Genomic DNA, 24,546 nt, shown 5'->3' with positions numbered 1-24,546 from the left:
GTCGCTCAGCTGTCGCCGAACACTCGTGAGAAGATCGTGTCTACGTGTTTGAAGTGGTAGCCGAGATCGAAGCATTCCTCGATCTGCTCGGGCGACAACGCGGCGGCGACCTCGCTGTCGGCCTTGAGCAGGGCGAGGAAGTCGCCCTGCCCACGCCAGACCGGCATCGCGTTGCGCTGAACCAGCCGATACGCATCCTCGCGGCTGACCCCCGCCTGGGTCAAAGCGAGCAGCACCCGCTGCGAGTGGACCAAGCCGCCGAGGCGGTCGAGGTTCTTCTGCATCTGAGCCGGGTAGATCAGCAGCTTGTCGATCACGCCGGTCATGCGCGCCAGCGCGAAGTCGAGGGTGACGGTGGCGTCCGGTCCGATCATCCGCTCCACGGAGGAATGTGAGATGTCGCGCTCATGCCAGAGCGCCACGTTCTCCATCGCCGGCATCGCGTAGGAACGCACCATGCGGGCAAGGCCGGTGATGTTCTCGGTGAGCACGGGGTTGCGCTTGTGCGGCATCGCCGACGAGCCCTTCTGCCCTTCCGAGAAGAACTCCTCCGCCTCGAGAACTTCGGTGCGCTGCAGGTGGCGGACCTCGATCGCCAGGCGCTCGAGCGACGAGGCGACGACGCCGAGCGTCGCGAAGAACATCGCATGGCGGTCGCGCGGGATGACCTGGGTCGAGACCGGCTCGGGCGTCAGCCCCATCTTCTCGGAGACGTAGGCCTCCACCCGCGGGTCGATGTTGGCGAAGGTGCCGACGGCGCCCGAGATCGCGCAGGTGGCGATCTCCTCGCGCGCCAGGACCAGCCGCGCACGGTTGCGCGCGAACTCGGCGAAGGCTTGGGCGAGCTTGAGGCCGAAGGTCACCGGCTCGGCGTGGATGCCGTGCGAGCGGCCGATCGTCGGGGTGAGCTTGTGCTCAAGCGCGCGGCGCTTGAGGGCGGCGAGCAGCGCGTCCACGTCGGCGATGAGGATGTCGGCGGCACGCACGAGCTGCACGTTGAGGCAGGTGTCGAGCACGTCCGACGAGGTCATGCCCTGGTGGACGAAGCGCGCCTCCGGCCCGACGATCTCGGACAGGTGCGTCAGGAAGGCGATGACGTCGTGCCTCGTCACCGCCTCGATCTCGTCGATGCGGGCGACGTCGAACACCGCGTCGCGGCCCTTCTCCCAGACCTTGTCGGCGGCCGCCTTCGGCACGACGCCGATCTCCGCCAGCGCGGTCGTGGCGTGCGCCTCGATCTCGAACCAGATGCGGAAGCGTTCTTCCGGCGACCAGATCGCCGTCATCGCGGGGCGGCTGTAGCGGGGGATCATCGGCGTCTCGTCTACGGGCTGGTCCGAGCCGCGCGCCTAGCATGGGCCGCCGGGCGGCTCAACGCGCGGTGGCCGCCCGCCGGAACGGAGGATGGCCGACGTCAGCGTTGCAACTTGGACACAGACTGTAACGATCGGAAACAATCTGGAACGGATCCAGGATGAAAACCGCAAGGACTTTGCGCAATGCCGAGGGCGGTTTAGCGCAGACGTTGTAGTCGTTCTTAGAACGAGTGCAAAACATCACGGCTTAGTCTTGCGTCGTATCCCTTGTCCTGTTCGCGATTGCGCGTAGAGCCGCAATAGCGCCCCCGAAGCATTCGTGGGCTCGCGAACCAAGAACTACGACATCGGGACCCGTCATCATGCAGATCGCACCTTCGCCGCGCCTCCTGGCCGCGCTTCTCGGCTCGTCGTTCCTTATCGCGCCGGCGGTTGCACAAGTCGTCCCAGCACAACCGGCGCCCGCCGGCGAGGCCAACGTGACCCTGGACCAGCTCAGCGTCGAGGGCCTGAACGGCAACACCGTCGGCTACCTCACCAAGCGCACCCGGAGCGCGACGAAGACCGACACCGCCCTGATCGACACGCCGCAATCGATCACCATCGTCACGCGCGAGCAAGTGCTGGACCAGAACTACCAGAACCTCACCGAGCAGCTGCGCTTCGTGCCGGGCGTGATCCCGGCCCAGGGCGAGAGCAACCGCGACCAGCTTATTATCCGCGGGCAGAACACCAGCGCGGATTTCTACGTCAACGGCGTCCGCGATGACGTGCAGTACTTCCGCGACCTGTACAACATCCAGCGGATCGAGGTGCTGAAGGGCCCCGATTCGCTGATCTTCGGCCGTGGCGGCGGCGGCGGCATCGTGAACCGCGTCCTGAAGGAGGCGGACGGTTACCGCGTCCGCGAGATCGTGGCCGGCGGCGGCCAGTTCGGCGACAAGCGCGTCGCGTTCGACGTGGGCGACCGGATCAGCGACAGTGTGTTCTTCCGCCTGAACGCCGTCGCCGAGGATTCGGGCACCTTCCGCCAGTTCGGCGACCTGCATCGCTACGGGCTGAACCCGACGGCGACCATCGTCATCGATCCGCAGACGACGTTGAAGTTTTCGTATGAGTACTTCCATGACGACCGGTTCCCCGATCGCGGCATCCCCTCGCAATTCGGCCGGCCCTACCGCTACCGCGACAACCTGCGGACGTTCTTCGGCAACCCGGACGTGAACTTCACCAAGGTCGACGCCAACATCGCCACCGCGATCCTCGACCACCGGTTCGATTCGGGGGTCGAGCTGCACAGCCAGCTTCGCTTCGCCGACTACGAGCGGTACTACATCAACACGCTGCCCGGCGGCGCCGTGAACAACGCCGGCACCTCGGTGTCGATCACCGGCTATCGCAACGAGACCGACCGCCGAAACTACTTCAACCAGAACGACTTCACCTACCGCTTCCAGACCGGCGACATGCGCCACACCCTGCTCGGCGGCTTCGAGCTCGGCTACCAGGAAGGCGTGGTGTTCCGCCAGTCGGCGTTCTTCAACAACATCGCCACCAGCATCACCGTGAACCCGCTGGCGCCGATCACCCGCATGCCGATCACCTTCCGCAACAACGGCACGACCGACGCGAACGCGCGCTACAACCTTGGGCTCGCGGCGGTCTACGCGCAGGACCAGATCGACGTGACCGACTGGCTCCAGGTCGTCGGCGGCCTTCGCTACGACCACTTCGATTTCCAGAACGACAACCGCATCCTCAAGCAGAGCTTCAACCGTGTCGACGACCTCGTCTCGCCGCGCGCCGGCATCGTGCTGAAGCCGCTCGCGAACCTCGCGATCTACGGCAGCTACAGCGTCTCGTACCTGCCCTCCTCCGGCGACCAGATCGGCAACTTCACGCCGGGGCTCGTCATCGCCCAGCCGGAGAAGTTCGAGAACACCGAGGTCGGCGTGAAGTACGATGTCTCGCCGACGTTCCAGCTCACCGGCGCGATCTACAACCTCGACCGCCTCAACCAGCGCCTGGCCGACCCGAACAACCCGGGCTTCTTCATCCTCTCGGGCAAGACCAACACCCAGGGCCTGGAGATCGGCGCCAACGGCTACGTCACCGACTGGTGGCAGGTCGCGGGCGGCTACGCGCTGACCGACGCCCGCATCGACAGCGCCACCTCGGCGACGATCGTCAAGGGCAACACCGTCGGCCTGGTGCCGATCAACGCCTTCACCCTATGGAACAAGTTCGAAGTGACGAAGCAGTTCTCGGTCGGCGTCGGCGTGCTCAACTACACCCACACCTTCGCCGCGTCGGACAACACCGTCCGCCTGCCTGGCTACACCCGCATCGACCTGGGGCTGTTCTACCAGGTGAACGAGTTCGTGCGGGCGCAGGTGAACATCGAGAACCTGTTCGACCGGCGCTACATCGCCACCGCCGACAACAACAACAACATCTCGCCCGGCGCGCCGCGCACCATCCGTGCACAGGTGGTCGCACGGTTCTGATGGACGGCGCGCGCTTCGGGGCGGGGCCGGCGGGGCGTCTCCCGTCCTGACCCGACCCGACCCGACCCGGCGCGGGCGCAGGATCCCGAGCGGCGTGCAAGTGCGGAGGCAGGGCTTCGCACTGGTTGTACAGTGACAGATTGTAAACCCAAAATCGGGCATCCTGTCATCGCACCCCGCGCGCCTATCGGAATACAATCATGCGCCATCTGGCCGACATGAAGATCATCTTCAAAGTCGCAATCCCCTTCTTCCTGATCGCCCTGGTCACGCTCGGCATCGGCCTCTACGCCCGGACGATCCTCCTCGACTCGGCGCGGCAGACGCGAAGCCTGGTCGACGTCCAGGCGGCGCGCCTCGAAAGCATCCTGAGCATCCGGATCGCTTTGAACGAGGCCTCCGTCCAGGCTCGGAACATCATCATCGAGACCCGTCAGGAGGAGAAGTCCGCCTACAAGGCGCGCTACGACGACGCCGTGAAGACCAGCCTCGACCTCGCCGCGAAGCTCATCGCGATGTCCGACACGCCCGAGCGCAAGGCGGCGAACCAGAAGCTGGCCGACACTTTGACCGAGTTCTTCGCGGTGACGGACCAATCCAACGTCCTCGGCCTCAAGAATGCGGGCGACGCGGCCAGCGCGATGCTCCTTCGGGAGGGGGTGGTACTCCGCATGAAGGTCCGCGACATGGTCCAGCCGCGGGTCGAGCTGCTGACGAACGAGCTCCGCAAGGCTCGCGACAACGCCGAGGCCTCCGCCGCAAGCGCCAGCGCCACGCTGATCACCGCGACGGCGGCGGGCTTGCTCGGCACCCTCGCGCTCGCCTGCACCATCGTCGTATTCGGCATCACCCGGCCTCTGGGGTCCTTGGTGAACGTTCTCCAGGGCATGGCCAAGGGCGACGTCGACGCCACGATCCGGGCGGCCGACCGCGGCGACGAGATCGGCGCCGTCGGCCGTGCGGTGGAGGGCATCAAGGCGATGGTGGCGCAGAAGGCCTCCGAGCAGGCCGAAATCAAGCGCATCGCCGACGAAGCCGCCGGCGCCGAGCGCAAGCGGACGATGTTCGCCCTCGCCGACGGCTTCGAGCAGGCGGTCGGCGGCATCATCGGCATGGTCTCGTCTTCCGCGACCGAGCTGCAGGCCACCGCCCAGACCATGACGGCGACCGCGACCGAGACCGCGAACCAGTCCATCACCGTGGCCGCCGCCGCGGAGGAGGCCGCCGCCAACGTCCACACGGTGGCCGCGGCCGCAGAGGAGCTCGGCTCCTCGGTCCAGGAGATCAGCCGGCAGGTCGCCGGCTCGTCCGACCTTGCCCGGACGGCGGTGGGCGAGGCCGACCAGACGCTGCATCTGGTGGAGGCCCTGAGCCAGGCCTCCGCCCGGATCGGAGACATGGTCGGCCTGATCTCCAACATCGCCAGCCAGACCAACCTCCTGGCGCTCAACGCCACGATCGAGGCGGCGCGGGCCGGCGAGGCCGGCCGCGGGTTCGCGGTCGTCGCGAGCGAGGTCAAGGAGCTGGCCGGCCAGACGGCCCGGGCCACGGAGGAGATCGGCACCCAGATCGGCCAGATCCAAGGGGTGACGGGCCAGGCCGTCACCGCCATCGGCTCGATCGCGGCGCGCATCCGCGAGATCAACGAGGTCGCCGCCTCGATCACCGCCTCCGTCGAGCAGCAGGGCGCGGCGACCCAGGAGATCGTCCGCAACGTCGCCCAGGCCTCGACCGGGACCACCGAGGTGACCAGCAACATCGCCGGCGTGGCGCAGGCCTCAGAGGAAACCGGCGCTGCCGCAAACGAGGTGCTGTCGGCGGCCTCCGAGCTGTCGCGCCAATCCGAGCACCTCGGGAGCGAGGTCGATCGGTTCCTGCGGACCGTCCGCGCCGCCTGAAGGCGTCGTCACGACATCCCGGGCGGCGGCCGACGCCGCCCGGATTTTCGGACTGCGCGAAGGCGCACCGCCCGAGCAGCCCTCGACGTCCGAAACGGCCGCCTACTCCGCCCGCACCCAGCCCTGCGGCATCAGCCGTTCCTGCGGCAGGAACCGCGCCTTGTAGTCCATCTTGCGCGAGCCCTCGACCCAGTAGCCGAGGTAGAGGTACGGCAGACCCATCTCGCGGGCGCGGCGAATGTGGTCGAGGATCATGTAGGTGCCGAGGCTCCGGTGCGCCTCCGCGGGGTCGTAGAACGAGTAGACCATCGACAGGCCGTCGGAGAGCACGTCGGTGAGGCACAACGCCACCAGCCCGCCGACGCCGCGGCCGTGGATCGCCGTGTCCGGCCCGCGGCGGCGATAGGCCACGAGGTGGGTGTCGACGTGGCTGTCCTCGATCATCATCGCGTAGTCGAGCACCGTCATGTCGACCATGCCGCCGTCGCCGTGGCGGGCGTCGAGGTAGCGGCGGAACAGGGCGTACTGCTCCGAGGCCGGGCGGTTCGGCTCCGCCGTGCCGACGAGGTCGGCGTTGCGGGAGAGGATGCGGCGCTGGCTGCCGCCGGGCGCGAAGTCGGCGACGACCACGCGCACCGAGACGCAGGCTCGGCAGGTCTCGCAGGCGGGGCGGTAGGCGATGGTCTGCGAGCGGCGGAAGCCGCCCTGCGTCAGGATCTCGTTGAGGTCGCGGGCGCGTCGTCCGACGAGGTGCGTGAACACCTTTCGCTCCTCCTGGCCCGGCAGGTAAGGGCAGGTCGACGGCGCCGTCAGGTAGAATTGCGGTGTGTCGCGCGGATGGCTCGTCACGCTTCGCGCTGCCCTCTCGCCACGGGTTCCTGCGCCGGGCCGCGATCCGCAGTGTAACGCGGCCGCGGCCGCGCTCAATGGGTTGCCGGCAATCCCGCGGCGACATTTTCGCCGGGGCCGCCGCCGGGGAAGGCGACGCCGCGGCGGAGGTTCGCGGCTTATACCAGACCGCGATGAGCCCGACTCATCGAGGTCCGGCCCCCGCGACTGCGGGGCGGCGGCAATCCGCCGGACCTCATGGGTTCCTACCCATGAAACTTGGTATTAGCCGGCGCGGACGACCGCGAGGCCGAGGAGCACGTCGTGGCCGAGGCGCCGGTCAGCGCGGACGAGCCCGAAGGCGAGGTCGAGGAACCACAGCAGGAAGGTCGAGACCGCCACGTAGAACAGCAGCGCGTGCACGGCGGCGGTGAGGATGTCCACCGGCCGCCCGCTCTCGGGCGCGACGACGCGCAGGCCCATCATCCGCATGCCGAGCGTGCTCTGGCGCGACCCGCCGACGGTGATCGCGCTGTAGATCACGCCGCTGGCCGGCAGGATCGCGAACAGGGCCCAGCCCAGGCCGAAGGTGACCACGCCGACGAAGGCGATCGCGACCGACAGCAGGGCGGTGAAGCCGAGGATGAACAGGATGTCGAGCATGTAGGCGACCGTGCGCCCGCCGAGGCTGGCGCGGACGGCCGGCATCGCCACCGGCGGGAGGTAGCCGGGCGCATCGAACGGGCGGGCGTATTCGGGACGGGGGTTCAGCATGGCGGTGGTCTCGCGTGACGTCGCTGGTCCGTCACATGGGAAGTGCCCGAGCCCCCCTCAAGGCCGGGGCGCTCGCGCGCCGTCATGGCGCCTTCGGCTTCGGCTCCTGAGCGTCCGGGCTGTCGAGATAGTAGCGCTTGAGCAGGTAGAGGGAGGACTCGGACAGCGCCTTGCGATCGGTGGAGACGCCCTCGAGCACTGCGCCGGCGTTGAAGCGGCACAGGGCGAAGTGGGGCTGGTTGCCCAGCACGTAGTCGACGCGGACGCTGTCGGGGGCCGAGCCGGTGCCGGCCCGCAGGATGCGCACCGCCGTCTCGTCCGGCACCAGCGCCGGCACCGCGCGGCGGCAGGTGTCGAGGCGCTGCCGCTGCACTGCGCTCTCGCAGGCGACCAGGCCTCCCAGGAAGCCGAGGAGCACGCCGGCGGCAAGGAGCCGGCGCCTCACGCCCCGGCGCGCAGACGCTCGGCGACGCGGGGGGCGTAGTAGGTCAGCACGCCGTCGGCCCCGGCGCGCTTGAAGGCGAGCAGGCTCTCGACCATGGCGCGGTCGCCGTCGAGCCAGCCGTTGCGGCTGGCCGCCTCGATCATCGCGTACTCGCCCGACACCTGGTAGGCGAAGGTCGGGACGCCGAATTCGTCCTTCACCCGGCGGATGATGTCGAGATAGGGCAGGCCCGGCTTCACCATCACCGAATCGGCGCCCTCCTCCAGGTCGAGCGCGACCTCGCGCAGGGCCTCGAGGCCGTTGCCGGGGTCCATCTGGTAGGTGCGCTTGTCGCCGACCAGCGCCGCCTGCGTGCCGATGGCGTCGCGGAACGGGCCGTAGAAGGCGCTGGCGTACTTGGCGGCGTAGGCCATGATCTGCACGTCGAGGTAGCCGGCCTTGTCGAGCCCGGCGCGGATCGCGCCGACGCGCCCGTCCATCATGTCGGAGGGCGCGATGATGTCGGTGCCGGCCTCGGCCTGGATCAGGCTCTGCTCGACGAGGAGCGCCACGGTCTCGTCGTTGAGGATCGCCCCGTCCGCGAGCAGGCCGTCATGGCCGTGGCTGGTGTAGGGATCGAGCGCCACGTCGGTCATGATGCCGACCTGCGGCACCGCCTTCTTCACCGCGCGCACCGCCCGGCACACGAGGTTGTCCGGGTTCAGGGCCTCGGAGCCGGTCGGATCGCGCAAGCTCACCTCCGTGTAGGGGAAGAACGAGACCGCCGGGATGCCGAGGCGCGCGGCGCGCTCGGCGTCGCGCACGATCTCGTCGACGCTCAGGCGCTCGACGCCGGGCATGGAGGCGATCGGCTCGCGCCGCCCGGTGCCCTCGATCACGAACATCGGCCAGATCAGGTCGTCGACTGTCAGCGTATGCTCGCGCACGAGGCGCCGCGACCAGTCGGCCTTGCGGTTGCGCCGCGGGCGCTGGGTGATCTTCAGGCCGGCGGCGCGGGAATCCTCGCGCGCGGTCTCCACGGCGAGGGGGCGCGGCCGGGGCGTGTCGTCGGACGGATGTTCGCGGGACATGGGATCGCGTTCGCTGTGATCGGTTCGCGGGTGGCGCGGCCTAGCACAAGTGCCCGAGCCGGCGAAGCCCGGCGCGTTGACGCGAGCGCCCGGTCGGCCTCTAACCGCGCAACGATCGCGTGGACGGGAACGGAGCGGGCACATCGTGAGCGGAGCCGAAGCGGCCAACGACGAGATCCGGTTCGAGCGGCGGGGCGCGCTCGGCCTCGTCACCCTCGACCGGCCGAAGGCCCTGAACGCGCTCTCCCTCGGGATGATCGACGCGTTGCACGCGCAGCTCGACGCCTGGGCGGCGGATGCCGGCGTCACCCGCGTGGCGATCCGTGGCGCGGGCGGCCGGGCCTTCTGCGCCGGCGGCGACATCCGCCACATCTCCGCCTGCGGCAAGGCCGGGCGGTTCGACGACGTGTTCGCGTTCTGGCAGGCCGAGTACCGCCTCGTCGCGCGCATGCAGCGCTACGAGAAGCCGGTCGTCGCGCTGATCGAGGGCGTGGTGATGGGGGGCGGCGTCGGCATCTCCCTGCACGGGGCGCACCGCGTGGCTTGCGAGAGCTACGTCTTCGCCATGCCGGAGGTCGGCATCGGCCTGTTTCCGGACGTGGGCATGACCTACGCCCTGCCCCGGCTTCCGGGACGGATCGGTACCTATCTCGCCCTCACCGGCAGCCGGGTCGGTCCCGGCGACGCCCTCGCGATCGGCCTCGCCACCGCCTACGCCCCGGCGCAGGGCTTCGAGGCGATCCTCGACCGGCTGTCCGACGGCGGACCGGTCGCCGACGCGATCGGGACCGGCGCCCCGCTTCCCCCGACCGGTCCGCTCGTGGCCGAGCGCAGCCTGATCGACGACGCGTTCGCCGCCGACGACGTGGCCGACATCCTCGGCCGCCTCGACGTCGCGGCGTCGGCCGGCTCGACCTTCGCCGCCGAGACCGCGGCGCTGATCCGCACCCGCTGCCCGACGAGCCTGTGCATCGCCCGCGAGCAGATGGCCCGCGGGCCCGCGCTCGACTTTCCCGCGGCCGTGCTCACCGAATACCGCCTCGTCACCCGTCTGATGCGCGGCCACGACTTCTTCGAGGGCGTGCGCGCGGTGCTGATCGACAAGGACGGACGACCGGATTGGCGGCCGGCGACCCTGGAGGCGGTCGACCGCGACGCGGTGCGCGCCGCCTTCGGCCCGACTGAGCGGCCGGAGCCGCGGTTCTCCTAATGCGCAAGGTCGGACGGATCACCCGCGGCAGCGCGGTCGGCGACGCGCCGGGCGACCGCATCGAGCGGCGCGCGGCCGCGCCCAAGAGCACCTGGGACACGGTGCTGGTCTGGTTCATGCGCCTGACCGCGCTGGCCTGGCTCGCCAAGAGCGTGTTCTCGTTCGCGACGATCCTCGACGTGGTGCCGGGGCATCGCCCGTTCGCGCTGGAGCCGTTCGGCCGGCAGGCGGCGCTGATCTACTTCGCGGTGATCGACGCCAACGCCGCGATCGGCCTGTGGCTCACCAGCGCCTGGGGCGGCGTCGTCTGGCTGCTGGCGGTGACCTCGATGCTGACGCTCGCCGTCCTCACACCGCAGCTTCTGCAGACGCCGCTGGCGCTGGTCTTGGCCGAGTCCAGTATCGTAGTGATCTACTTCGTATTCTCTTGGCTTGCGGCGCAGGAGGCGCGGTAAACGAGAGGTTATTCGGATCGCTTCACTTTGCATTTACCGACAGAAGTAAATCGCGAATTCATCGTGTCTCTTAGAGCGCCTTTCATCTCCGCCGCCTAGGTTCACCCCATGAGCGGCGCCGGACAGCAGATGTTCCGGCAGAACCACCGGATGAGGCACACGATGAAGTCCCAGGCCGTCAAGATCTCGGAGACCACCGCCGCCCCCGAGACCGGGGTCGTGACCGGCTCGTATCTCGAGGCGCTCCACCTCGTCGAGCGCCTGCATCGCCGCCTGCTCGACGTGATCAAGGACGAGTTCGAGCGTCGCGGCCGCGAGGACGTCAACAGCGTCCAGGCGCTGCTGCTCTACAACATCGGCGACAAGGAGCTCACCGCGAGCGAGCTGCGCACCAAGGGCTACTATCTCGGCTCGAACGTCTCCTACAACGTCAAGAAGCTCGTCGAGGCCGGCTACCTCCACCACGCCCGGTCGAAGACCGACCGCCGCTCGGTGCGCATCAGCCTCACCGACAAGGGCCGCATGGTCCACGACATCATCCAGGGCCTCTACGACAAGCACGCCCGCACCATCCAGCCGATCGGCGGCATCTCGGACGACGACTTCGGCCGGCTCAACGTCGCGCTCGGTCGCCTGGAGCGGTTCTGGACCGACCAGATCCGCTACCGCCTCTGAAACTTGCCGACACCGAGGACGACGAAGCCGGCCGCCCGCGAGGGACGGCCGGCTTTTTCGTTTTTGCGCGACGCAAACGAAAAACGCCGCCCCCGAGGGAGCGGCGTTCCGTCGACCGGCCGCGTTCGCAGCAGACCGGTGCTCAGTTGAAGGTGTCGATCTCGGCCGACTCGTAGCTGGTGACTTCCATGCCGACGCAGACTTCCTGAACGATGGGGGCGGACCAGGCCATGGCGTTTCTCCTCGTGAACTTCGATGACCGGAAGATAGGCGATACCTTGGGCGCAATACAAGCGGGCGCTACACTTATATTTCTCATAAGATCGAAGCCCGACCTGCCGATCCGGTGCGCCTTCACCCTGTTCGAGCCAAAATTGCGTGCCTGATCAGACATATGGTGCCGATCGCCCACGATCGCCAGCCCGGGCGGCCGAACCCCGTCGCCCCCCGATCCGACGCCGCCATCCTTTCGCTTGACGGGTCGCGGCGCCGGGCGCACAGGCTGGCGCGCGGTGAGCCGGGCTTCGGTGACCGCATGCGCCCTTCCCACGAAGATCCCGATGCCCAGCGACACGCCAGACCGATCGTCCGAGCCGTGCCCGGCCGCACGTCGCGATCCCGCCTGAGGTCCTGAGGGGCCCGCGCCGGGCTCCGCCGCGCCGCAGGTCGCGGCCGGTGCCGTAGGGCGCGCCGCCGAGCCCGCGAGGCGAGGCCCATGGTTCAACAGGTTTCCCGTCCGCCGGTCCCGGACGCGGTCGCGCCGATCGATCCGCGCGTCGACCCCTCCGTCCTGGCCGCCCGCCTCTCGGACGAGCGCGCGCCCGACATCGTCGAGGCGCTGAACGCCGAGGCCCCCGAGGTCGCAGCCGCGATCCTGCTCGGCCTGCCGCACGACCGGGCGATCGAGGTGCTCGATCAGCCCGAGCTCGACGACGCCGCCGACATCATCGAGATGCTCCCGCGCGACCGGGTGGCGACCTTCCTGTCGGGCATGTCGGCAGACCGGGTCACCGACGTGTTCCGCGAGATCGAGGAGCCCGGGCGCTCGGACCTGCGGGCGCGCCTCGACGCCGAGACCCGCGGCGCCGTGGACCGGCTCAGCGCCTACGGCGAGGAGACGGTCGGATCGCTGATGACCACCGAGTTCGTCACCGTGCCCGGCACCTGGACGGTGGCGCAGACCCTCGACCACGTCCGCAGCGTCGAGAAGACTCGCGAGACCATCTACGCGATCTTCGTGCTCGACCCGCGCACCCGGGCGCTGACCAAGGCCGTGCCTCTGCGCCGGCTGATCTCGGGCAACCCCGACGACAACGTGCTCTCGGTCGCCGCCGGCCGGCGGCCGCTCGCGGTGTCGCCGACGGCGAGCCGCGAGGAGGCGGCCCGGCTGATCTCGAAATACGACCTCCTCGCCCTGCCGGTGGTCGACGCCGTCGGCCATCTGATCGGCATCGTCACCGTCGACGACATGATCGACGCCATGGTCGAGAAGCAGACCCAGGACGTGCAACGCTTCGGCGGCATGGAGGCTCTGCCCGAGCCCTACATGGACATCGGCTTCATGACGATGATCCGGAAGCGCGCCGGCTGGCTCTGCGCCCTGTTCCTGTCGGAGATGCTGACGGCCTCCGCCATGCAGGGCTTCGAGGGCGAGCTGGAGAAGGCGATCGTCCTGACGCTGTTCATCCCGCTCATCATGAGCTCGGGCGGCAATTCCGGCAGCCAGGCGACCTCGCTGCTGATCCGGGCGCTGGCCCTGCATCAGATCTCCTTGCGCGACTGGTGGCGGGTGGCCTTGCGGGAGTTGCCCACCGGCCTCGTGCTCGGCGCCATCCTCGGCGTGATCGCCGTCGTCCGCATCGCGATCTGGCAGAAGACCGGCCTGTACGATTACGGCGAGCACTGGCCGCTGGTGGCGGCCACCGTCGGCGGGGCGCTGGTCGGCATCGTCACCTTCGGCTCCCTCTCGGGTTCGATGCTGCCGTTCCTGCTGCAGCGGCTCGGGTTCGATCCGGCGACCGCCTCGGCGCCCTTCGTGGCCACGTTGGTCGATGTGACCGGCCTGGTGATCTATTTCTCGGTGGCGCTGCTGATCCTGCGCGGTACGTTGCTCTGACGGATTGCGCCCGCGACGCCTGCGATGGATCGGTGAGGGAAACTTCACCCTCTGCGCCGACGTAAAGCGCGCGTCGCCCGCGAAGACGACGCCTGAACGCCGAGACGCCCGGAGCGCGCCCGTGACACTGCCCCTGCTCAGCCGCCCGGTCCTCGACGACCTCGGCGGCGTGATCGGCGCCGAGAAGCTTCAGCGGCTGCTCGTCCGTTTCACCGACAGCTTGCGCACCGCCTTCCCGAAGGACAGCCGCGAGCCCGGTTCGGTCGCGCGCGAAGCGCACACCCTGATCTCGATGTCCGGCATGCTCGGGTGCGAGCGGCTCTCCGACGCCTGCCGCACCCTCGAGGCGCAGGCCAAGGGCGGCGGCGACCTCGCGCCGGCGCTCGCCGAGATCCGCGCGCTCCGCGACGAGACCGTGCGCGCGCTGGAAGACGCCGCGCAGACGCACTGAGACCGCGCGCCGCGTATTCAGTTTCGTCACGATCGGTATGCCACGGTTCCGCGGACCAGGCCTCGGAACGGGCGAAATGATGTTGGGAACGTCTGAGATGACGGGACGCCGGGCGGCCGATCCGTCGCCGAGCCGCCTCGCCGGGCGCCTGCCGCAGGCGCTGGTGGCCGCCGGCGGCCTCGTGTTCCTCGCCCTCGTCTGGCTCGGCCTGCTGTTCCACCTCGACCAGCGCCGCGCGGGCGAGGTGGTCCAGGCGCGGCGCGATGTGCTGAACCTGTCGATCGCGCTCGCCGAGCAGGTGTCGCGCCTGATCGAGGGCGTCGACCAGGTGATGCGCCTGATCGAGGCCGACTACGCCGACGACCCCAAGGCCTTCGACTTCGCCACCTGGTCGAAGCGCGCGACGATGCTCGCCGAGAGCGCGCGCCAGATCGCGATCTTCGACGAGAACGGCGACCTCGTGGCCACCCGCGACGCGGTGCCCTCCGCCCTCAGCAAGACCAACGTGGCGGACCGGCCCTACTTCCGGGCGCTGGCGGACAACCCCGATGCCGGCCTCTATGTCGGGCGCACGATCCGCGGCCGGCTGATGGACACGTTCACGTTCAACCTCGCCCGCCGCCTGACCCGCCCCGACGGCAGCTTCGGCGGCGTCCTGATGGTGGCCGTCGACCCGGACTACCTCGCCCGCCGCTTCAAGGCGCTCGATGTCGGCGCGGATTCCGTCGTCGGGTTGTTCGGGCGCGACGGCTACGTCCGCATCCGCGAGCCGGCGATGGCCGGCATGTACGAGCGCGACCTGACGCTGCGCCCGGACGGCAGGGGCCTGTTCGCGAGGCTCGCGGATGCACCCGCGGGAGTCTACGAGATCGCGAGCGGCCTCGACGGGCGCCCGCGGATCTTCGGCTATCGCACCACAGAGAACCTGCCGCTCGTCGTCACGGTCGGCAAGTCGGTGGACGTGGTGCTCGCGCCGCTCGTCACCGAGCGGCGCAACGCGCTGGCGGTCGGCGTGGCCGCGAGCGCGGTCATCCTGCTCGGATGCCTCTTTCTGCTCATCGAACTCGAACGCCGGCGCCGGCGCGAAAGGCTGCTGGTCGAGACCCACCGTGCGCTCGGCCAAGCCGAGACCCTGTTCCGCGGCGTGTTCGAGAACGCCACCGACCACCTGTTCGTCCACGCCGTCGCGGCCGACGGCAGCTTCGCCCTCGAAACCCTGAACCCGAGCGCCGCGGCGTTGATCGGGCGCTTGCCCGAGGAGGTCCGCGGCAAGGTCCCCGAGGACGTGATGCCGCCCGGGACCGCGGCGATCGTGCGGGCCGACATCGAGGGCGTCATCCGCTCCGGCGAACCGTTGCGGCGCGCGGAGGAACGGGTCCACGGCGACGGAACCCATCGCTTCGAGGTGATCCTCGTGCCCCTGCGCGAGGCCGGCGGCACCAGCGTCGCCCGCGTCTTCGTCAGCGTGCGCGACATCACCCACCTGCGCCGCGCCGAGGAGGCGATCGCCCGCAGCGAGGCGCGCTACCGGCTGCTCGCCGACAACGCCAGCGACATGATCGTCCAGGTCGATCGCGACGGCCGGCGGATCTACGCGTCGCCGGCCTCGCACGCCCTGCTCGGCCGGTCGCCGCAGGACATGGTCGGCACCCGTCCCGAGGACGACGCCCACCCGGACGACGTGGCGACCCTCACCGCCATGGTCGGCCGCCTCTCGCGGGGCGAGGCCGAGACCGCGGTCGCGAGCTATCGCCTGCGCCGGAGCGACGGCGCCTACCTCTGGGTCGAGGGCTCGTGGCGCCTCGTGCGCGACGCCGCCGGGCAGCCGGCCGGCTTCGTCGCCTCGGTGCGCGACATCGATGCGCGCCACCAGGCCGAGGACGCCCTGCGAGCGAGCGAGGCGCGCTACCGGGCGCTCGCCGACACGCTGCCGCAGCTCGTCTGGATCATGCGGGCCGAGGACGGCCGGGCGGCCTACGTCAACCAGCGCTTCGAGGCGTATTACGGTTCGATCGGCACCGGCTTGGCGGAGAGGCGCGCCGCCAACCACCCGGACGACGCCGCGCGCATGGACGCGGCCTGCGCCGCCGCCATTCGAGAGGAGCGCGGCCACGAGGTCGAGGGCCGTCTGCGCCGGCACGACGGCGCCTACCGCTGGCACAAGATCGTGATGATGCCGATCCGCGAGGCGGGTGCGGTCGTCGGCTGGCTCGGCACGGCATTGGACATCGACGAGATCATCGCGGCGCGGCGTTCCCTGGAGGAGACCAGCGACCTGCTGCGGCTGGCCCAGGACGCGGCCGAGGCCGGCTCGTGGGATCTCGACCTCGTGGCCGGCACCGTCATGCTCTCGCCCGAGAGCGCGCGGCTGCACGGTGTGTCGACGACGCAACCCCTGCACCTGTCGATCGAGGCATGGAAGGCCCTGATGGTGGAGGAGGACCGGGAGAACGCCTTCTCGGTCGCCTCGCAGGCGATCACGTCGCGCCGCACCTTCGTCACCGAGGTCCGGGTCGCGGGCGAGGACGGCGTCGTGCGCTGGCTGCAATGCTTCGGTCGCGCCTACTACGATCCATCGGGCCGCGCCGTGCGGGTGATCGGCCTCAACCTCGACGCCACCGAGCGGAAGAACGCCGAGCTGGCGTTGCAGGCGGCCAAGACCGCAGCCGAGGCGGCGCGCCTGGAGGCCGAGCGCGCGAGCCTGGCCAAGACCGACTTCCTCGCCGCGATGTCCCACGAGATCCGCACGCCGCTGAACGCGGTGATCGGCTTCACCGACCTGCTGGCCCGCGCCGAGCGGCTGGCGCCGGACCTGCGGCGCCACGCCGAGCTGGCGCGCTCCTCGGGTTCGGCCCTGCTGACCGTCGTCAACGACATCCTCGACTTCTCGAAGGTCGAGGCGGGGGCGATCGACCTGGAACACCGCGCCTTCGCTCCGGCGGCGCTCGCCGACAACGGGCTCTCGATCGTGCGGGGGCTGGCCGCCGCCAAGGGCCTGTCCGTGATCGCCCGGATCGATCCCGACCTGCCGCGGAGCCTTTTGGGCGACGAGGCGCGCCTGCGCCAGATCCTGCTCAACCTCCTCAACAACGCGGTGAAGTTCACGCGGCGCGGCAGCGTCACCCTGGCGGTGCGCCATGCCGGCACCACGGATGCAGGCGAGACCGTCCGCTTCAGCGTGACCGACACCGGCATCGGCATCCCGCTGGCCAAGCAGCACCGGCTGTTCGAACGCTTCTCGCAGGTGGACAACTCGGTCGGCCGCGACTTCGGCGGGACCGGGCTCGGCCTCGCGATCAGCCGCCGCCTCGTCGAGCTGATGGGCGGCACGATCGGCGTGGCCTCCGACGACGGCGAGGGCTCGACCTTCTGGTTCACGGTGACGCTTCCCCGCGCCGCCGACGTCGCCGCCGCCATCGCCGCGCAGCCCGTCGCCGCGCCCCAGGCGACCGGGCGCATCCTCCTCGTCGAGGACGTCGAGATCAACCAGGAGCTTGCGCGCCTTGTGCTCGAGGCCGCCGGCCACACCGTCGAGGTGGTCGCCGACGGCGCCACCGCCGTGATGGCGGTGGAGGACGGCGCCTTCGACCTCGTGCTGATGGACGTCCAGATGCCGGGCATGGACGGCATCACCGCGACGCGGATGATCCGCCGCCTGAAGGGCGCTTGCGCGAACGTGCCGGTGATCGCGATGACCGCCAACGTCCTGCCCGCCGAGGTGCGCCAGTTCCGCGAGGCCGGCATGGACGACCACGTCGGCAAGCCGTTCGACCGCGCGGTCCTCTACGACACCATCGCGCGCTGGCTGCCCGGTCGCGACGCCGAGCCGCTGCGGCGGGCGGCCGGCTGATCCGCGTCGCGGATGACGCCGACGCGCCACGACTTCGCCGGCCGGAACGCCGACGAAGGCGGGATGCCGTTCGGGTCGGCCGCCGGCCTGGGGCTGAGCCATCTGTTCCCCACCCCGGAGGCCGTCGCCGCGGCGGATGTCGCGAAGATGCTCGACATGCCACGCGCGCGGCGCGCCGCGATCCGGGCGCTCGCCGAATCCAGCCTCGCCGAGCCGGACCTGTTCGCGCCGGGACAGGACCTCGCCATAGCGGTCCGCCGCCTCACCGCGATCCACGGCATCGGGCCGTGGGCGGCGCGGTTCATCGCCATGCGCGTCCTACGCGCGGCGGACGCCCTACCCGGCGGCGACGTCGGCCTGATGCGGGCGCTCGATGTCGGCGCCGGGCGCCCGGATCCTGCCGAGCTTCTTCGGCGGGCGGAGGCGTGGCGACCCTATCGCGCCTACGCGGCGATGCATCTCTGGGTGGCGGATGCCGCCGCGGGATTCGAGAGCAAGGGACGGGATGCCGGGAACACCGAGACGCGCCATTCCAAGGGACGCACAGGGGGCCGATCCGGCACCCACCACCCGAGAGGTCGCGATGCCGACGTTGGGAACCGTGTCCCCCGCAGACCTGTCGGATGCCGCTCGCCATGCCGCGGTGGCCGCCCGCGACGGCGCGTTCGACGGCCGCTTCGTCTACTCCGTGCGCAGCACTGGCGTGTATTGCCGCCCGAGCTGCCCGTCGCGCGCGGCGCTTCCCCGAAACGTCGCCTTCCACGCCACCTGCGAGGCAGCCGAGGCGGCGGGTTTCCGCCCGTGCCGGCGCTGCCGGCCTGACGAGGCGTCGCGCGAGACCCGCCGCGCGGAGGCCGTCGCCCGCGCCTGCCGTCTGATCGACGAGTCCGAGACCGCGCCCACCCTCGACGACCTCGCCCACGCCGCCGGGATGAGTCCGTTCCACTTCCACCGCGTGTTCAAGGCGGCCATCGGCGTCACGCCGCGGGCCTACGGTTCGGCCCGTCGCGCCGAGCGTGTCGCCAAAGCCTTGCCAGGCGCGGCCAGCGTCACGGAAGCCCTGTACGAGGCGGGCTACGGCGCCGCGAGCCGGTTCTACGCCGGGGCACGCCTCGGCATGACGCCGGCCGCCTACCGCAAGGGTGGAGCCGGCGAGACGATCCGCTTCGCGGTCGCGGCGTGCAGCCTCGGCGCGGTCCTCGTCGCGGCGACGACCCGCGGCGTCTGCGCGATCCTGCTCGGCGACGAACCGGACGCGTTGCTGCGCGACCTGGAAGACCGCTTCCCGAACGCGGCGCTCGCGGGCGGCGATGAGGGCTTCGCGGCGCTGGTCGCGCAGGTGGTCGGCCTGGTCGAAACACCGTCCCGCCCGGTCTCCCTGCCCCTGGACATCGGCGGCACCGCCTTCCAGCAGCGGGTCTGGGAGGCGTTGCGAACCATCCCGGCGGGGACCACCGCGAGCTATGCCGAGATCGCGGCGCGCATCGGCACGCCGGCGGCGGTGCGGGCGGTCGCCCGCGCCTGCGGCGCCAACGCGCTCGCGGTCGCGATCCCCTGCCACCGGGTGGTCCGCGCCGACGGCGCCCTTTCCGGCTACCGCTGGGGCATCGACCGCAAGCGCGCATTGCTCGCTCGAGAAGGGGTCGAACCGGTGAAGGCTTGAGCCGCGGGTTCCCCTCTCCCCGCGCGCGGGGAGAGGCCCGGCTGCACCCCGTCGTGCAGCCGGGAGGCGAGAGGCGTAGCCGGAGCGACGGTGAGGGGGCGGCTCAGGACGAGGCTGCTTCGGCCCCCCCTCACCTTCGGCTGCCGCCTCGCTTCGGCGACGACGAGGTCGCCGAAGCCCTCTCCCCGCCAGCGGGGCGAGGGGATGGACGTGGCCGGTCAGGGAAAGCCGCCGCCGAGCGGCATCCGATGTTTCGCCCTACTTCCCGAACCGCTCGAACTTCGGGAAACTCCGCGTCATCAGCGTCCCGGCATCCGTGCGGTGGCCCGTCCACTTCTCCAGCACGCTGTGCTGGGCGAGGCGGCCCTCGGGTGAACCGTCGCGCCAGGGCAGGCCCTCGGCGAGGGGGAAGACGCAGGCGTCGACCAGGCTCGATTGGCGGCAGCGCTGCAGGCGCACGCCCTTGCCGCGGACGAGCTCGGTCAGCTCTGTGATCGGGAAGACCAGCAGCAGCTTGTCGGAGCTCGTCACCGCGACGTGGTCGCCCTCGGCCGGCACCAGCACCACTGCCTTGGCGTCGCCGTCGAGGCTCAGGATGCCCTTGCCCTTGCGGGTGTTGGCGACCAGCGCGTCCGCCGGCGCGAGGAAGCCGCGCCCGTCCGAGCCCGCGATCAGCAGGCGGGTCTCCGGGCGGTAGGGCAAGGCCGCGACGATCTCGGTGCCGTCGTCGAGGTCGACCATCAGGCGGATGGGGTCGCCGAAGCCGCGTCCGCCCGGCAGCTTCGAGGCGTCGAGGGTGAAGACCTTGCCGTTCGAGGCCAGCACCAGGATCTTGGCGGTGGTCTCGCTCGGGAAGGCGATCTTGATCCGGTCGTCGCCCTTGAACGCGACGCCGGACAGGTCGGCGACGTGGCCCTTCAGCGCCCGGATCCAGCCCTTGTCGGAGACGATGACGGTGATCGGCTCGCGCTCGACCATCGCCGCGGTGAAGTCGATGCCGGCGGTGTCGGGCGGGTTCTGCAGAGTCGTGCGGCGCGCGCCGAGCTTGGTGTCGGGCCCGAAGGTCTTCTTCACCTGGCGGACCTGCTGGGTGATCGACTTCCACTGCGCGGCGTCCGAGCCGAGCAGCGCCTCCAGCCCGTCCTTCTCCTTCGTCAGCGTGTCGAGCTCGCGCTTCAGCTCCATCTCCTCGAGCTTGCGCAAGCTCCGCAGCCGCGTGTCGAGGATCGCGTTGGCCTGCACTTCGGTGAGCCCGAAATGCGCCATCAGCGCCGCCTTCGGCTCGTCCTCCTCGCGGATGATGCGGATCACCGCGTCGAGGTCGAGGTAGACGATGAGCAGGCCGTTCAGGATCTCGAGCCGGCGCTCGATCTGCCCGAGGCGGTTGCGCGAGCGCCGCTGCAGCACGACGCGGCGGTGGTCGAGCCATTCGCGCAACGCCTCGGCGAGCCCGATCACCCGGGGCACGAGGCCGCCGACCAGCACGTTCATGTTGAGCGGGATGCGGGCTTCGAGTTCCGTCAGCCGGAACAGCGATTCCATCAGGATCACCGGGTCGACGCTGCGCGAGCGTGGTTCCAGCACCACGCGCACGTCCTCGGCCGACTCGTCGCGCACGTCGGCGAGCAGCGGCAGCTTCTTCTCCTGCAGCAGCTCGGCGAGCTTCTCGATCAGCCGCGCCTTCGGGATGCCGTAGGGGATCTCGGTGACGACGATGTTCCAGGTGCCGCGGCCCAGATCCTCCTTGGTCCAGCGGGCGCGCACGCGGAAGGCGCCCCGCCCGGTGCGGTAGGCCTCGGCGATCGATTCGGCCGAATCGATCAGGATGCCGCCGGTGGGGAAGTCCGGCCCCTGCACGAAGCTGACGAGCTGGGCCGAGGTCGCGGCCGGGTTGGCGATCAGGTAGAGCGCCGCGTCGCACAGCTCCGCCGCGTTGTGCGGCGGGATCGACGTCGCCATGCCGACCGCGATGCCCTGGCTGCCGTTGGCCAAGAGGTTCGGGAAGGCCGCCGGCAGGACCGACGGCTCGTCCTTCTCGCCGTTGTAGGACGGGCGGAAGTCGACCGTGTCCTCGTCGAACCCGTCGAGGATCAGCCGTGCGACTTCGGTCAGCCGCGCCTCGGTGTAGCGGTAGGCGGCGGGGCCGTCGCCGTCGATGTTGCCGAAGTTGCCCTGCCCGTCGACCAGCGGGTAGCGCTGCGCGAAGTCCTGGCTCAGCCGCACCAGCGCGTCGTAGATCGCCTGGTCGCCGTGCGGGTGGAAGTCGCCCATCACGTCGCCGACGATCTTGGCGCACTTCTTGTGCGCCGTGTTCGGGTCGAGCCGCAGCAGCCTCATGCCGTAGAGGATGCGGCGGTGCACCGGCTTCAGCCCGTCGCGGGCATCGGGCAGCGCCCGGTGCATGATCGTGGAGAGCGCGTAGGCGAGGTAGCGCTCCTCCAGCGCGGACTTCAGCTCCACGCTCTCGATGCCGTCCCCGGTCGGCGGCTCGAAGGGCTGGCCCATCACGGCTCCGTTCTCATACGTTTCACGTGGAACATAACACGAACATCAGCGCTCGGCATCCAGGCCGGCCGCGACGAATCGTGTGCGGTCCTCAGGGGTCGGCAGTGCCCGCGGACCCCAGATGTGCTGCGTGAGGAAGTAGCCGGTCAAGGTAAAGCCATTCCGCACGTCGTCCGGCCCCTCCAGGCGCCCGCCGTCGCGCAGGAAGGCCGGCAGCGCCAGCAGGCGGTCGCGATAGGGCTCGCCCGCCGAGGCGCTGACCGCGCGCCCGCTCTTCGGCGAGACGTAGATCAGGGCGTCGTTGCCGCCGGTGGCGGCGCAGGCGCCGAGATCGAGCCCGAAGCCGAGTTCGGTCAGGATCGCCAGTTCGAACCGGACCATCAGCACCGGCGCCACCGTGCGGTCGTGCAGGTGCGCGATCAGCACGCGGGCCGCCTCGAACAGATCGGGATGCGGATCGCGCTCGGGTAGCAGCCGCAGCAGCGCCGCGAGGTGGCCGACGCCGTAGAGCGCGAGGCCGGATCCGATCAGACGCGACAGCGCCGAATCCAGCGGCTCGACCGCGAACGCCCCGAGGCCCTCGTCGAGCCGCGAACGCCAGGTGGCGCGCACGAGGTTCCCGGGCTGCAGCACCGGCTGCATCCGGCGCGAGCGCCCGCCGTGGACCAGCCCGAGATGGCGCCCGTGCGCGCGGGTCATCGCCTCGAGCACCACGCCGGTCTCGCCCTGCCTGCGCACGCCGAGCACCAGCGCGTCATCGGTCCATTGCATGGCCCCACCTTAGGGGATTTCCGTGCGCGGCGTGAGAGTTCGCGTTTGCTAGGACTGAAAGCCGCGGTAGCATCGAATGAGGCTTGGCGTGGGGAGGTCGGGGTGCTTCTGCGGATATCGAATACCGAAACCGCCTTCCGGCGCTTGCGCCTATGCACGCTCCGTCAAGGCCGCCACGCCGCGCCCCCTCCCCCCTTTGCGGGGGAGGGTGGGCCGCGAGCTAAGTCGGGAGAGGGGAGCGACGTTTCCGGATACGGCGCTCCCCTCTCCCGACCCTCGCTGACGCGAGGCTCACCCTCCCCCGCAGAGGGGGGAGGGAAGCGACCGGCGGCGTTCGATGACCGACCGCTCCGGGCGGCCGCCGCCACGCTCGCCGTCGCCCTCGCGCTCTCCGGCTGCATGGCGCGCGGCGAGGCGCCCGCCCCCGCGACCGCGTCGGCGAAACCCGTCCGCGAGCGCATCGCCGCGCTCGCCCTTCGGCAGGTGGCGTTCGGATCGGTCTCGCTGCTGCCGGTGCGGTTCGAGTCGAGCCGCATCGCGGGGCCGTTCGAGGATGGGGGGCGCACGCTGTACTGCGTGTCGAGCCACATGAAGGGTCGCAGCTTCGGCAAGGGCGAGCGCCCGAAGGTCGTGGTCCGCCAGGACAAGGCGGCCGACACGCTGACGGCGATCGACGACGACGAGGTCTGCCAGGGCCACCGCACCGAGCCGTTCGCGGAGCTGGACACGCTGTCGAACACCAAGTCCGGGACCTAGTCCGGCACCATCGGGGGCCGAGCCGGGTTGTCCCGGCCCCGTCCTTGCTCCCCCGGACCGATGCGAAACGCGCCGCTCGCCCTCTCCCTCGACCTCATCGCCCGGGCCCACGCGGTGCCGGTGCCGGACGACGCCGCGGCCCTGCAGGTGATGACCGACGAGGAGCTGAAGCCCGCCCTCGACGCGATCATCGCGCAGCGCGCCGGCGGCGGCGACCTCTGGGTGTTCGCCTACGGCTCGCTGATGTGGCGCCCGGAATTCGATTTCGCCGAGAGCCGGATCGGCACGGTGCGCGGCTTCCACCGCCGGTTCTGCCTGCTGCAGCGTCGGTTCCGCGGCACCCCCGAGCGGCCCGGCTTCGTTCTGGCGCTCGACCGTGGCGGCGCCTGCCGCGGCGTCGCGTTCCGGCTGCCCGGCACCGACCTGCGCGAGACGCTGATGCCGGTGTGGCGCCGCGAGATGCGCGGGCGCGGCTACGTCGCGCGCTGGCTGCCGGTGGCGACGGAGGCCGGCACCGTCTCGGCGCTGACCTTCCTGGTGAACCGCGACAGCGACCGCTATTCCGGCCGCCTCACCGAGCCCGAGATCGCCGACCGGATCGCGACCGCCTGCGGGCACCTCGGGCCGAGCGCCGAATACCTGTTCCGCACGGTCGAGGCCTGCGAGGCGCTCGGCATCCGCGACCGGCACCTGTGGACCCTGCAGGCCCTGGTCGCCGATCGGCTGCGCGCCGGCGAGGCTGGCGCAGACGCACCGTAGAGATGGTCGGCATCGGGGGCGTCACGGCCGAAGACGGCGTCGTGGGTTGCGACGCGCGAGATCACGCACTGCAACAACCTGCACATCGCGCGACGGCCCCAGGTTAACGAACCATTAAGAACGGGTTCGCGTGTGCTGTGAATGCAACGGGTGCGATTAACCGTGCTCAACAGAGTTCATCGTGGCGTGCAAGACGATCATTCTCGGTTAGACAGAACGGGCAACCGCCGCCGCGTTGATTCGCGCCGCCGCCCACGAGCTTCCAACCTTGAGATCCATCATGTCGTTACGCACCGCGATCGTCGCAGGCCTCGCCGCCGTCACGGGCCTCCTGGCCGTCTCGACCGCGCAGGCGCAGACGACGACCATTCCCGGCGAGCAGGTCGGCCTGGCCACCGGCGCGCCGCTGCCCGAGGGCGTCTACGCGATCAACACCTTCATCTACCGCCGGCCCGACGCCACCTTCGGCGCCGACACCGCGATCAACATCCCGGTCC

At 70.4% G+C, this 24,546-nt stretch carries 19 protein-coding genes and 2 pseudogenes; 13 read left to right on the top strand and 8 right to left on the bottom strand.

Going from position 1 to position 24,546, the window contains the following annotated elements; all coding sequences use genetic code 11:
• Positions 1–5 precede the first annotated feature (5 nt).
• Positions 6–1,313: an adenylosuccinate lyase gene (gene purB, locus FV226_RS18620; RefSeq protein ID WP_147764055.1), complete on the bottom strand. Its 1,308-nt coding sequence runs from the start codon at positions 1,311–1,313 to the stop codon at positions 6–8.
• Positions 1,314–1,678: 365 nt separating this feature from the next.
• Here purB and FV226_RS18615 point away from each other — a divergent pair, with 365 nt between their 5' ends.
• The gene (locus tag FV226_RS18615) at positions 1,679–3,823 is read left to right on the top strand and encodes a TonB-dependent siderophore receptor (protein WP_147764054.1); all 2,145 of its coding nucleotides are present in this window, start codon (positions 1,679–1,681) and stop codon (positions 3,821–3,823) included.
• Between the two features lie 200 nt (positions 3,824–4,023).
• Positions 4,024–5,721: a methyl-accepting chemotaxis protein gene (locus FV226_RS18610; protein WP_147764053.1), complete on the top strand. Its 1,698-nt coding sequence runs from the start codon at positions 4,024–4,026 to the stop codon at positions 5,719–5,721.
• A 102-nt stretch (positions 5,722–5,823) separates the two neighbouring features.
• On the opposite strand, the gene FV226_RS18605 is transcribed toward FV226_RS18610, so the two are convergent.
• The 4 genes from FV226_RS18605 to hemB form a co-directional block, all read right to left on the bottom strand.
• Positions 5,824–6,570, bottom strand: coding sequence for an arginyltransferase (locus FV226_RS18605; RefSeq protein WP_147764052.1), 747 nt, complete (start codon positions 6,568–6,570; stop codon positions 5,824–5,826).
• A gap of 264 nt (positions 6,571–6,834) precedes the next feature.
• A complete protein-coding gene (locus FV226_RS18600) occupies positions 6,835–7,323 on the bottom strand; it encodes an RDD family protein (RefSeq protein WP_147764051.1) in 489 nt (162 codons plus the stop codon).
• A gap of 82 nt (positions 7,324–7,405) precedes the next feature.
• Positions 7,406–7,768, bottom strand: a complete 363-nt coding sequence (locus tag FV226_RS18595; protein WP_147764050.1) for a hypothetical protein — start codon at positions 7,766–7,768, stop codon at positions 7,406–7,408.
• Entirely contained in the window at positions 7,765–8,838 is a 1,074-nt protein-coding gene (gene hemB / locus FV226_RS18590) for a porphobilinogen synthase (RefSeq protein ID WP_147764049.1), read from the bottom strand. The genes FV226_RS18595 and hemB overlap by 4 nt, the downstream gene beginning before the upstream one ends.
• Positions 8,839–8,983: 145 nt before the next feature.
• Here hemB and FV226_RS18585 point away from each other — a divergent pair, with 145 nt between their 5' ends.
• From FV226_RS18585 to FV226_RS18575, 3 genes are all read left to right on the top strand, one after another.
• Positions 8,984–10,048 carry an enoyl-CoA hydratase/isomerase family protein gene (locus tag FV226_RS18585; RefSeq protein ID WP_147764048.1) on the top strand — a complete coding sequence of 355 codons (1,065 nt, stop codon included), beginning with the start codon at positions 8,984–8,986 and terminating at the stop codon, positions 10,046–10,048.
• Positions 10,048–10,503: a DUF6163 family protein gene (locus FV226_RS18580; RefSeq protein WP_147751685.1), complete on the top strand. Its 456-nt coding sequence runs from the start codon at positions 10,048–10,050 to the stop codon at positions 10,501–10,503. The genes FV226_RS18585 and FV226_RS18580 overlap by 1 nt, the downstream gene beginning before the upstream one ends.
• Before the next feature lie 162 nt (positions 10,504–10,665).
• The gene (locus tag FV226_RS18575; RefSeq protein ID WP_147751701.1) at positions 10,666–11,178 is read left to right on the top strand and encodes a winged helix DNA-binding protein; all 513 of its coding nucleotides are present in this window, start codon (positions 10,666–10,668) and stop codon (positions 11,176–11,178) included.
• 142 nt (positions 11,179–11,320) lie between these two features.
• On the opposite strand, the gene pqqA is transcribed toward FV226_RS18575, so the two are convergent.
• A complete protein-coding gene (gene pqqA / locus FV226_RS29090) occupies positions 11,321–11,410 on the bottom strand; it encodes a pyrroloquinoline quinone precursor peptide PqqA (protein ID WP_147727216.1) in 90 nt (29 codons plus the stop codon).
• Positions 11,411–11,893: 483 nt separating this feature from the next.
• Here pqqA and mgtE point away from each other — a divergent pair, with 483 nt between their 5' ends.
• From mgtE to ada, 5 genes and pseudogenes are all read left to right on the top strand, one after another.
• Complete coding sequence (gene mgtE, locus FV226_RS18565) at positions 11,894–13,294, top strand: magnesium transporter (RefSeq protein ID WP_147751684.1); 1,401 nt, start codon at positions 11,894–11,896, stop codon at positions 13,292–13,294.
• Positions 13,295–13,415: 121 nt separating this feature from the next.
• Positions 13,416–13,745 carry an Hpt domain-containing protein gene (locus tag FV226_RS18560; RefSeq protein ID WP_147764047.1) on the top strand — a complete coding sequence of 110 codons (330 nt, stop codon included), beginning with the start codon at positions 13,416–13,418 and terminating at the stop codon, positions 13,743–13,745.
• Positions 13,746–13,842: 97 nt separating this feature from the next.
• Positions 13,843–17,595: a PAS domain S-box protein gene (locus tag FV226_RS18555; RefSeq protein WP_187278795.1), complete on the top strand. Its 3,753-nt coding sequence runs from the start codon at positions 13,843–13,845 to the stop codon at positions 17,593–17,595.
• 90 nt (positions 17,596–17,685) lie between these two features.
• Positions 17,686–18,075 (top strand): annotated as a pseudogene (locus tag FV226_RS28685) (DNA-3-methyladenine glycosylase 2 family protein); the annotation flags it as partial.
• 121 nt (positions 18,076–18,196) lie between these two features.
• Positions 18,197–19,258 carry a bifunctional DNA-binding transcriptional regulator/O6-methylguanine-DNA methyltransferase Ada gene (ada, locus tag FV226_RS18550; RefSeq protein WP_348644118.1) on the top strand — a complete coding sequence of 354 codons (1,062 nt, stop codon included), beginning with the start codon at positions 18,197–18,199 and terminating at the stop codon, positions 19,256–19,258.
• A gap of 258 nt (positions 19,259–19,516) precedes the next feature.
• Here ada and parC read toward each other — a convergent pair whose 3' ends face one another.
• Together parC and recO are read right to left on the bottom strand one after the other, a co-directional pair.
• Complete coding sequence (parC, locus tag FV226_RS18545) at positions 19,517–21,763, bottom strand: DNA topoisomerase IV subunit A (RefSeq protein WP_147764044.1); 2,247 nt, start codon at positions 21,761–21,763, stop codon at positions 19,517–19,519.
• 45 nt (positions 21,764–21,808) lie between these two features.
• Positions 21,809–22,534 carry a DNA repair protein RecO gene (gene recO / locus FV226_RS18540; protein WP_147764043.1) on the bottom strand — a complete coding sequence of 242 codons (726 nt, stop codon included), beginning with the start codon at positions 22,532–22,534 and terminating at the stop codon, positions 21,809–21,811.
• A 399-nt stretch (positions 22,535–22,933) separates the two neighbouring features.
• On the opposite strand from recO, the gene FV226_RS18530 reads away from it, so the two are divergent.
• From FV226_RS18530 to FV226_RS18520, 3 genes and pseudogenes are all read left to right on the top strand, one after another.
• On the top strand, positions 22,934–23,290 hold the full coding sequence (locus FV226_RS18530; RefSeq protein ID WP_147764062.1) for a hypothetical protein: 357 nt from the start codon (positions 22,934–22,936) through the stop codon (positions 23,288–23,290).
• 60 nt (positions 23,291–23,350) lie between these two features.
• Positions 23,351–24,049: a gamma-glutamylcyclotransferase gene (locus FV226_RS18525; protein ID WP_147764042.1), complete on the top strand. Its 699-nt coding sequence runs from the start codon at positions 23,351–23,353 to the stop codon at positions 24,047–24,049.
• Positions 24,050–24,329: 280 nt separating this feature from the next.
• Positions 24,330–24,546: pseudogene (locus FV226_RS18520) on the top strand (transporter); the annotation flags it as partial.

The sequence above is a fragment of the Methylobacterium sp. WL12 genome, assembly GCF_008039475.1.
In the GTDB taxonomy this organism is placed as follows: domain Bacteria; phylum Pseudomonadota; class Alphaproteobacteria; order Rhizobiales; family Beijerinckiaceae; genus Methylobacterium; species Methylobacterium cerastii.
The sequence above is the reverse complement of the archived record's forward strand: the minus strand, read 5'-3'. Positions and strand labels throughout refer to the sequence as shown.

Bases quoted from the DNA above. Each gene is read 5' to 3' on its own strand.
- FV226_RS18575 (WP_147751701.1), top strand. From the start codon at position 10,666: ATGAAGTCCCAGGCCGTCAAGATCTCGGAGACCACCGCCGCCCCCGAG.
- recO (WP_147764043.1), bottom strand. From the start codon at position 22,534: ATGCAATGGACCGATGACGCGCTGGTGCTCGGCGTGCGCAGGCAGGGC.
- FV226_RS18610 (WP_147764053.1), top strand. From the start codon at position 4,024: ATGCGCCATCTGGCCGACATGAAGATCATCTTCAAAGTCGCAATCCCC.
- parC (WP_147764044.1), bottom strand. From the start codon at position 21,763: ATGGGCCAGCCCTTCGAGCCGCCGACCGGGGACGGCATCGAGAGCGTG.
- pqqA (WP_147727216.1), bottom strand. From the start codon at position 11,410: ATGGCCTGGTCCGCCCCCATCGTTCAGGAAGTCTGCGTCGGCATGGAA.
- hemB (WP_147764049.1), bottom strand. From the start codon at position 8,838: ATGTCCCGCGAACATCCGTCCGACGACACGCCCCGGCCGCGCCCCCTC.
- mgtE (WP_147751684.1), top strand. From the start codon at position 11,894: ATGGTTCAACAGGTTTCCCGTCCGCCGGTCCCGGACGCGGTCGCGCCG.
- FV226_RS18530 (WP_147764062.1), top strand. From the start codon at position 22,934: ATGGCGCGCGGCGAGGCGCCCGCCCCCGCGACCGCGTCGGCGAAACCC.
- FV226_RS18580 (WP_147751685.1), top strand. From the start codon at position 10,048: ATGCGCAAGGTCGGACGGATCACCCGCGGCAGCGCGGTCGGCGACGCG.
- purB (WP_147764055.1), bottom strand. From the start codon at position 1,313: ATGATCCCCCGCTACAGCCGCCCCGCGATGACGGCGATCTGGTCGCCG.
- FV226_RS18615 (WP_147764054.1), top strand. From the start codon at position 1,679: ATGCAGATCGCACCTTCGCCGCGCCTCCTGGCCGCGCTTCTCGGCTCG.
- FV226_RS18525 (WP_147764042.1), top strand. From the start codon at position 23,351: ATGCGAAACGCGCCGCTCGCCCTCTCCCTCGACCTCATCGCCCGGGCC.
- FV226_RS18555 (WP_187278795.1), top strand. From the start codon at position 13,843: ATGACGGGACGCCGGGCGGCCGATCCGTCGCCGAGCCGCCTCGCCGGG.
- FV226_RS18600 (WP_147764051.1), bottom strand. From the start codon at position 7,323: ATGCTGAACCCCCGTCCCGAATACGCCCGCCCGTTCGATGCGCCCGGC.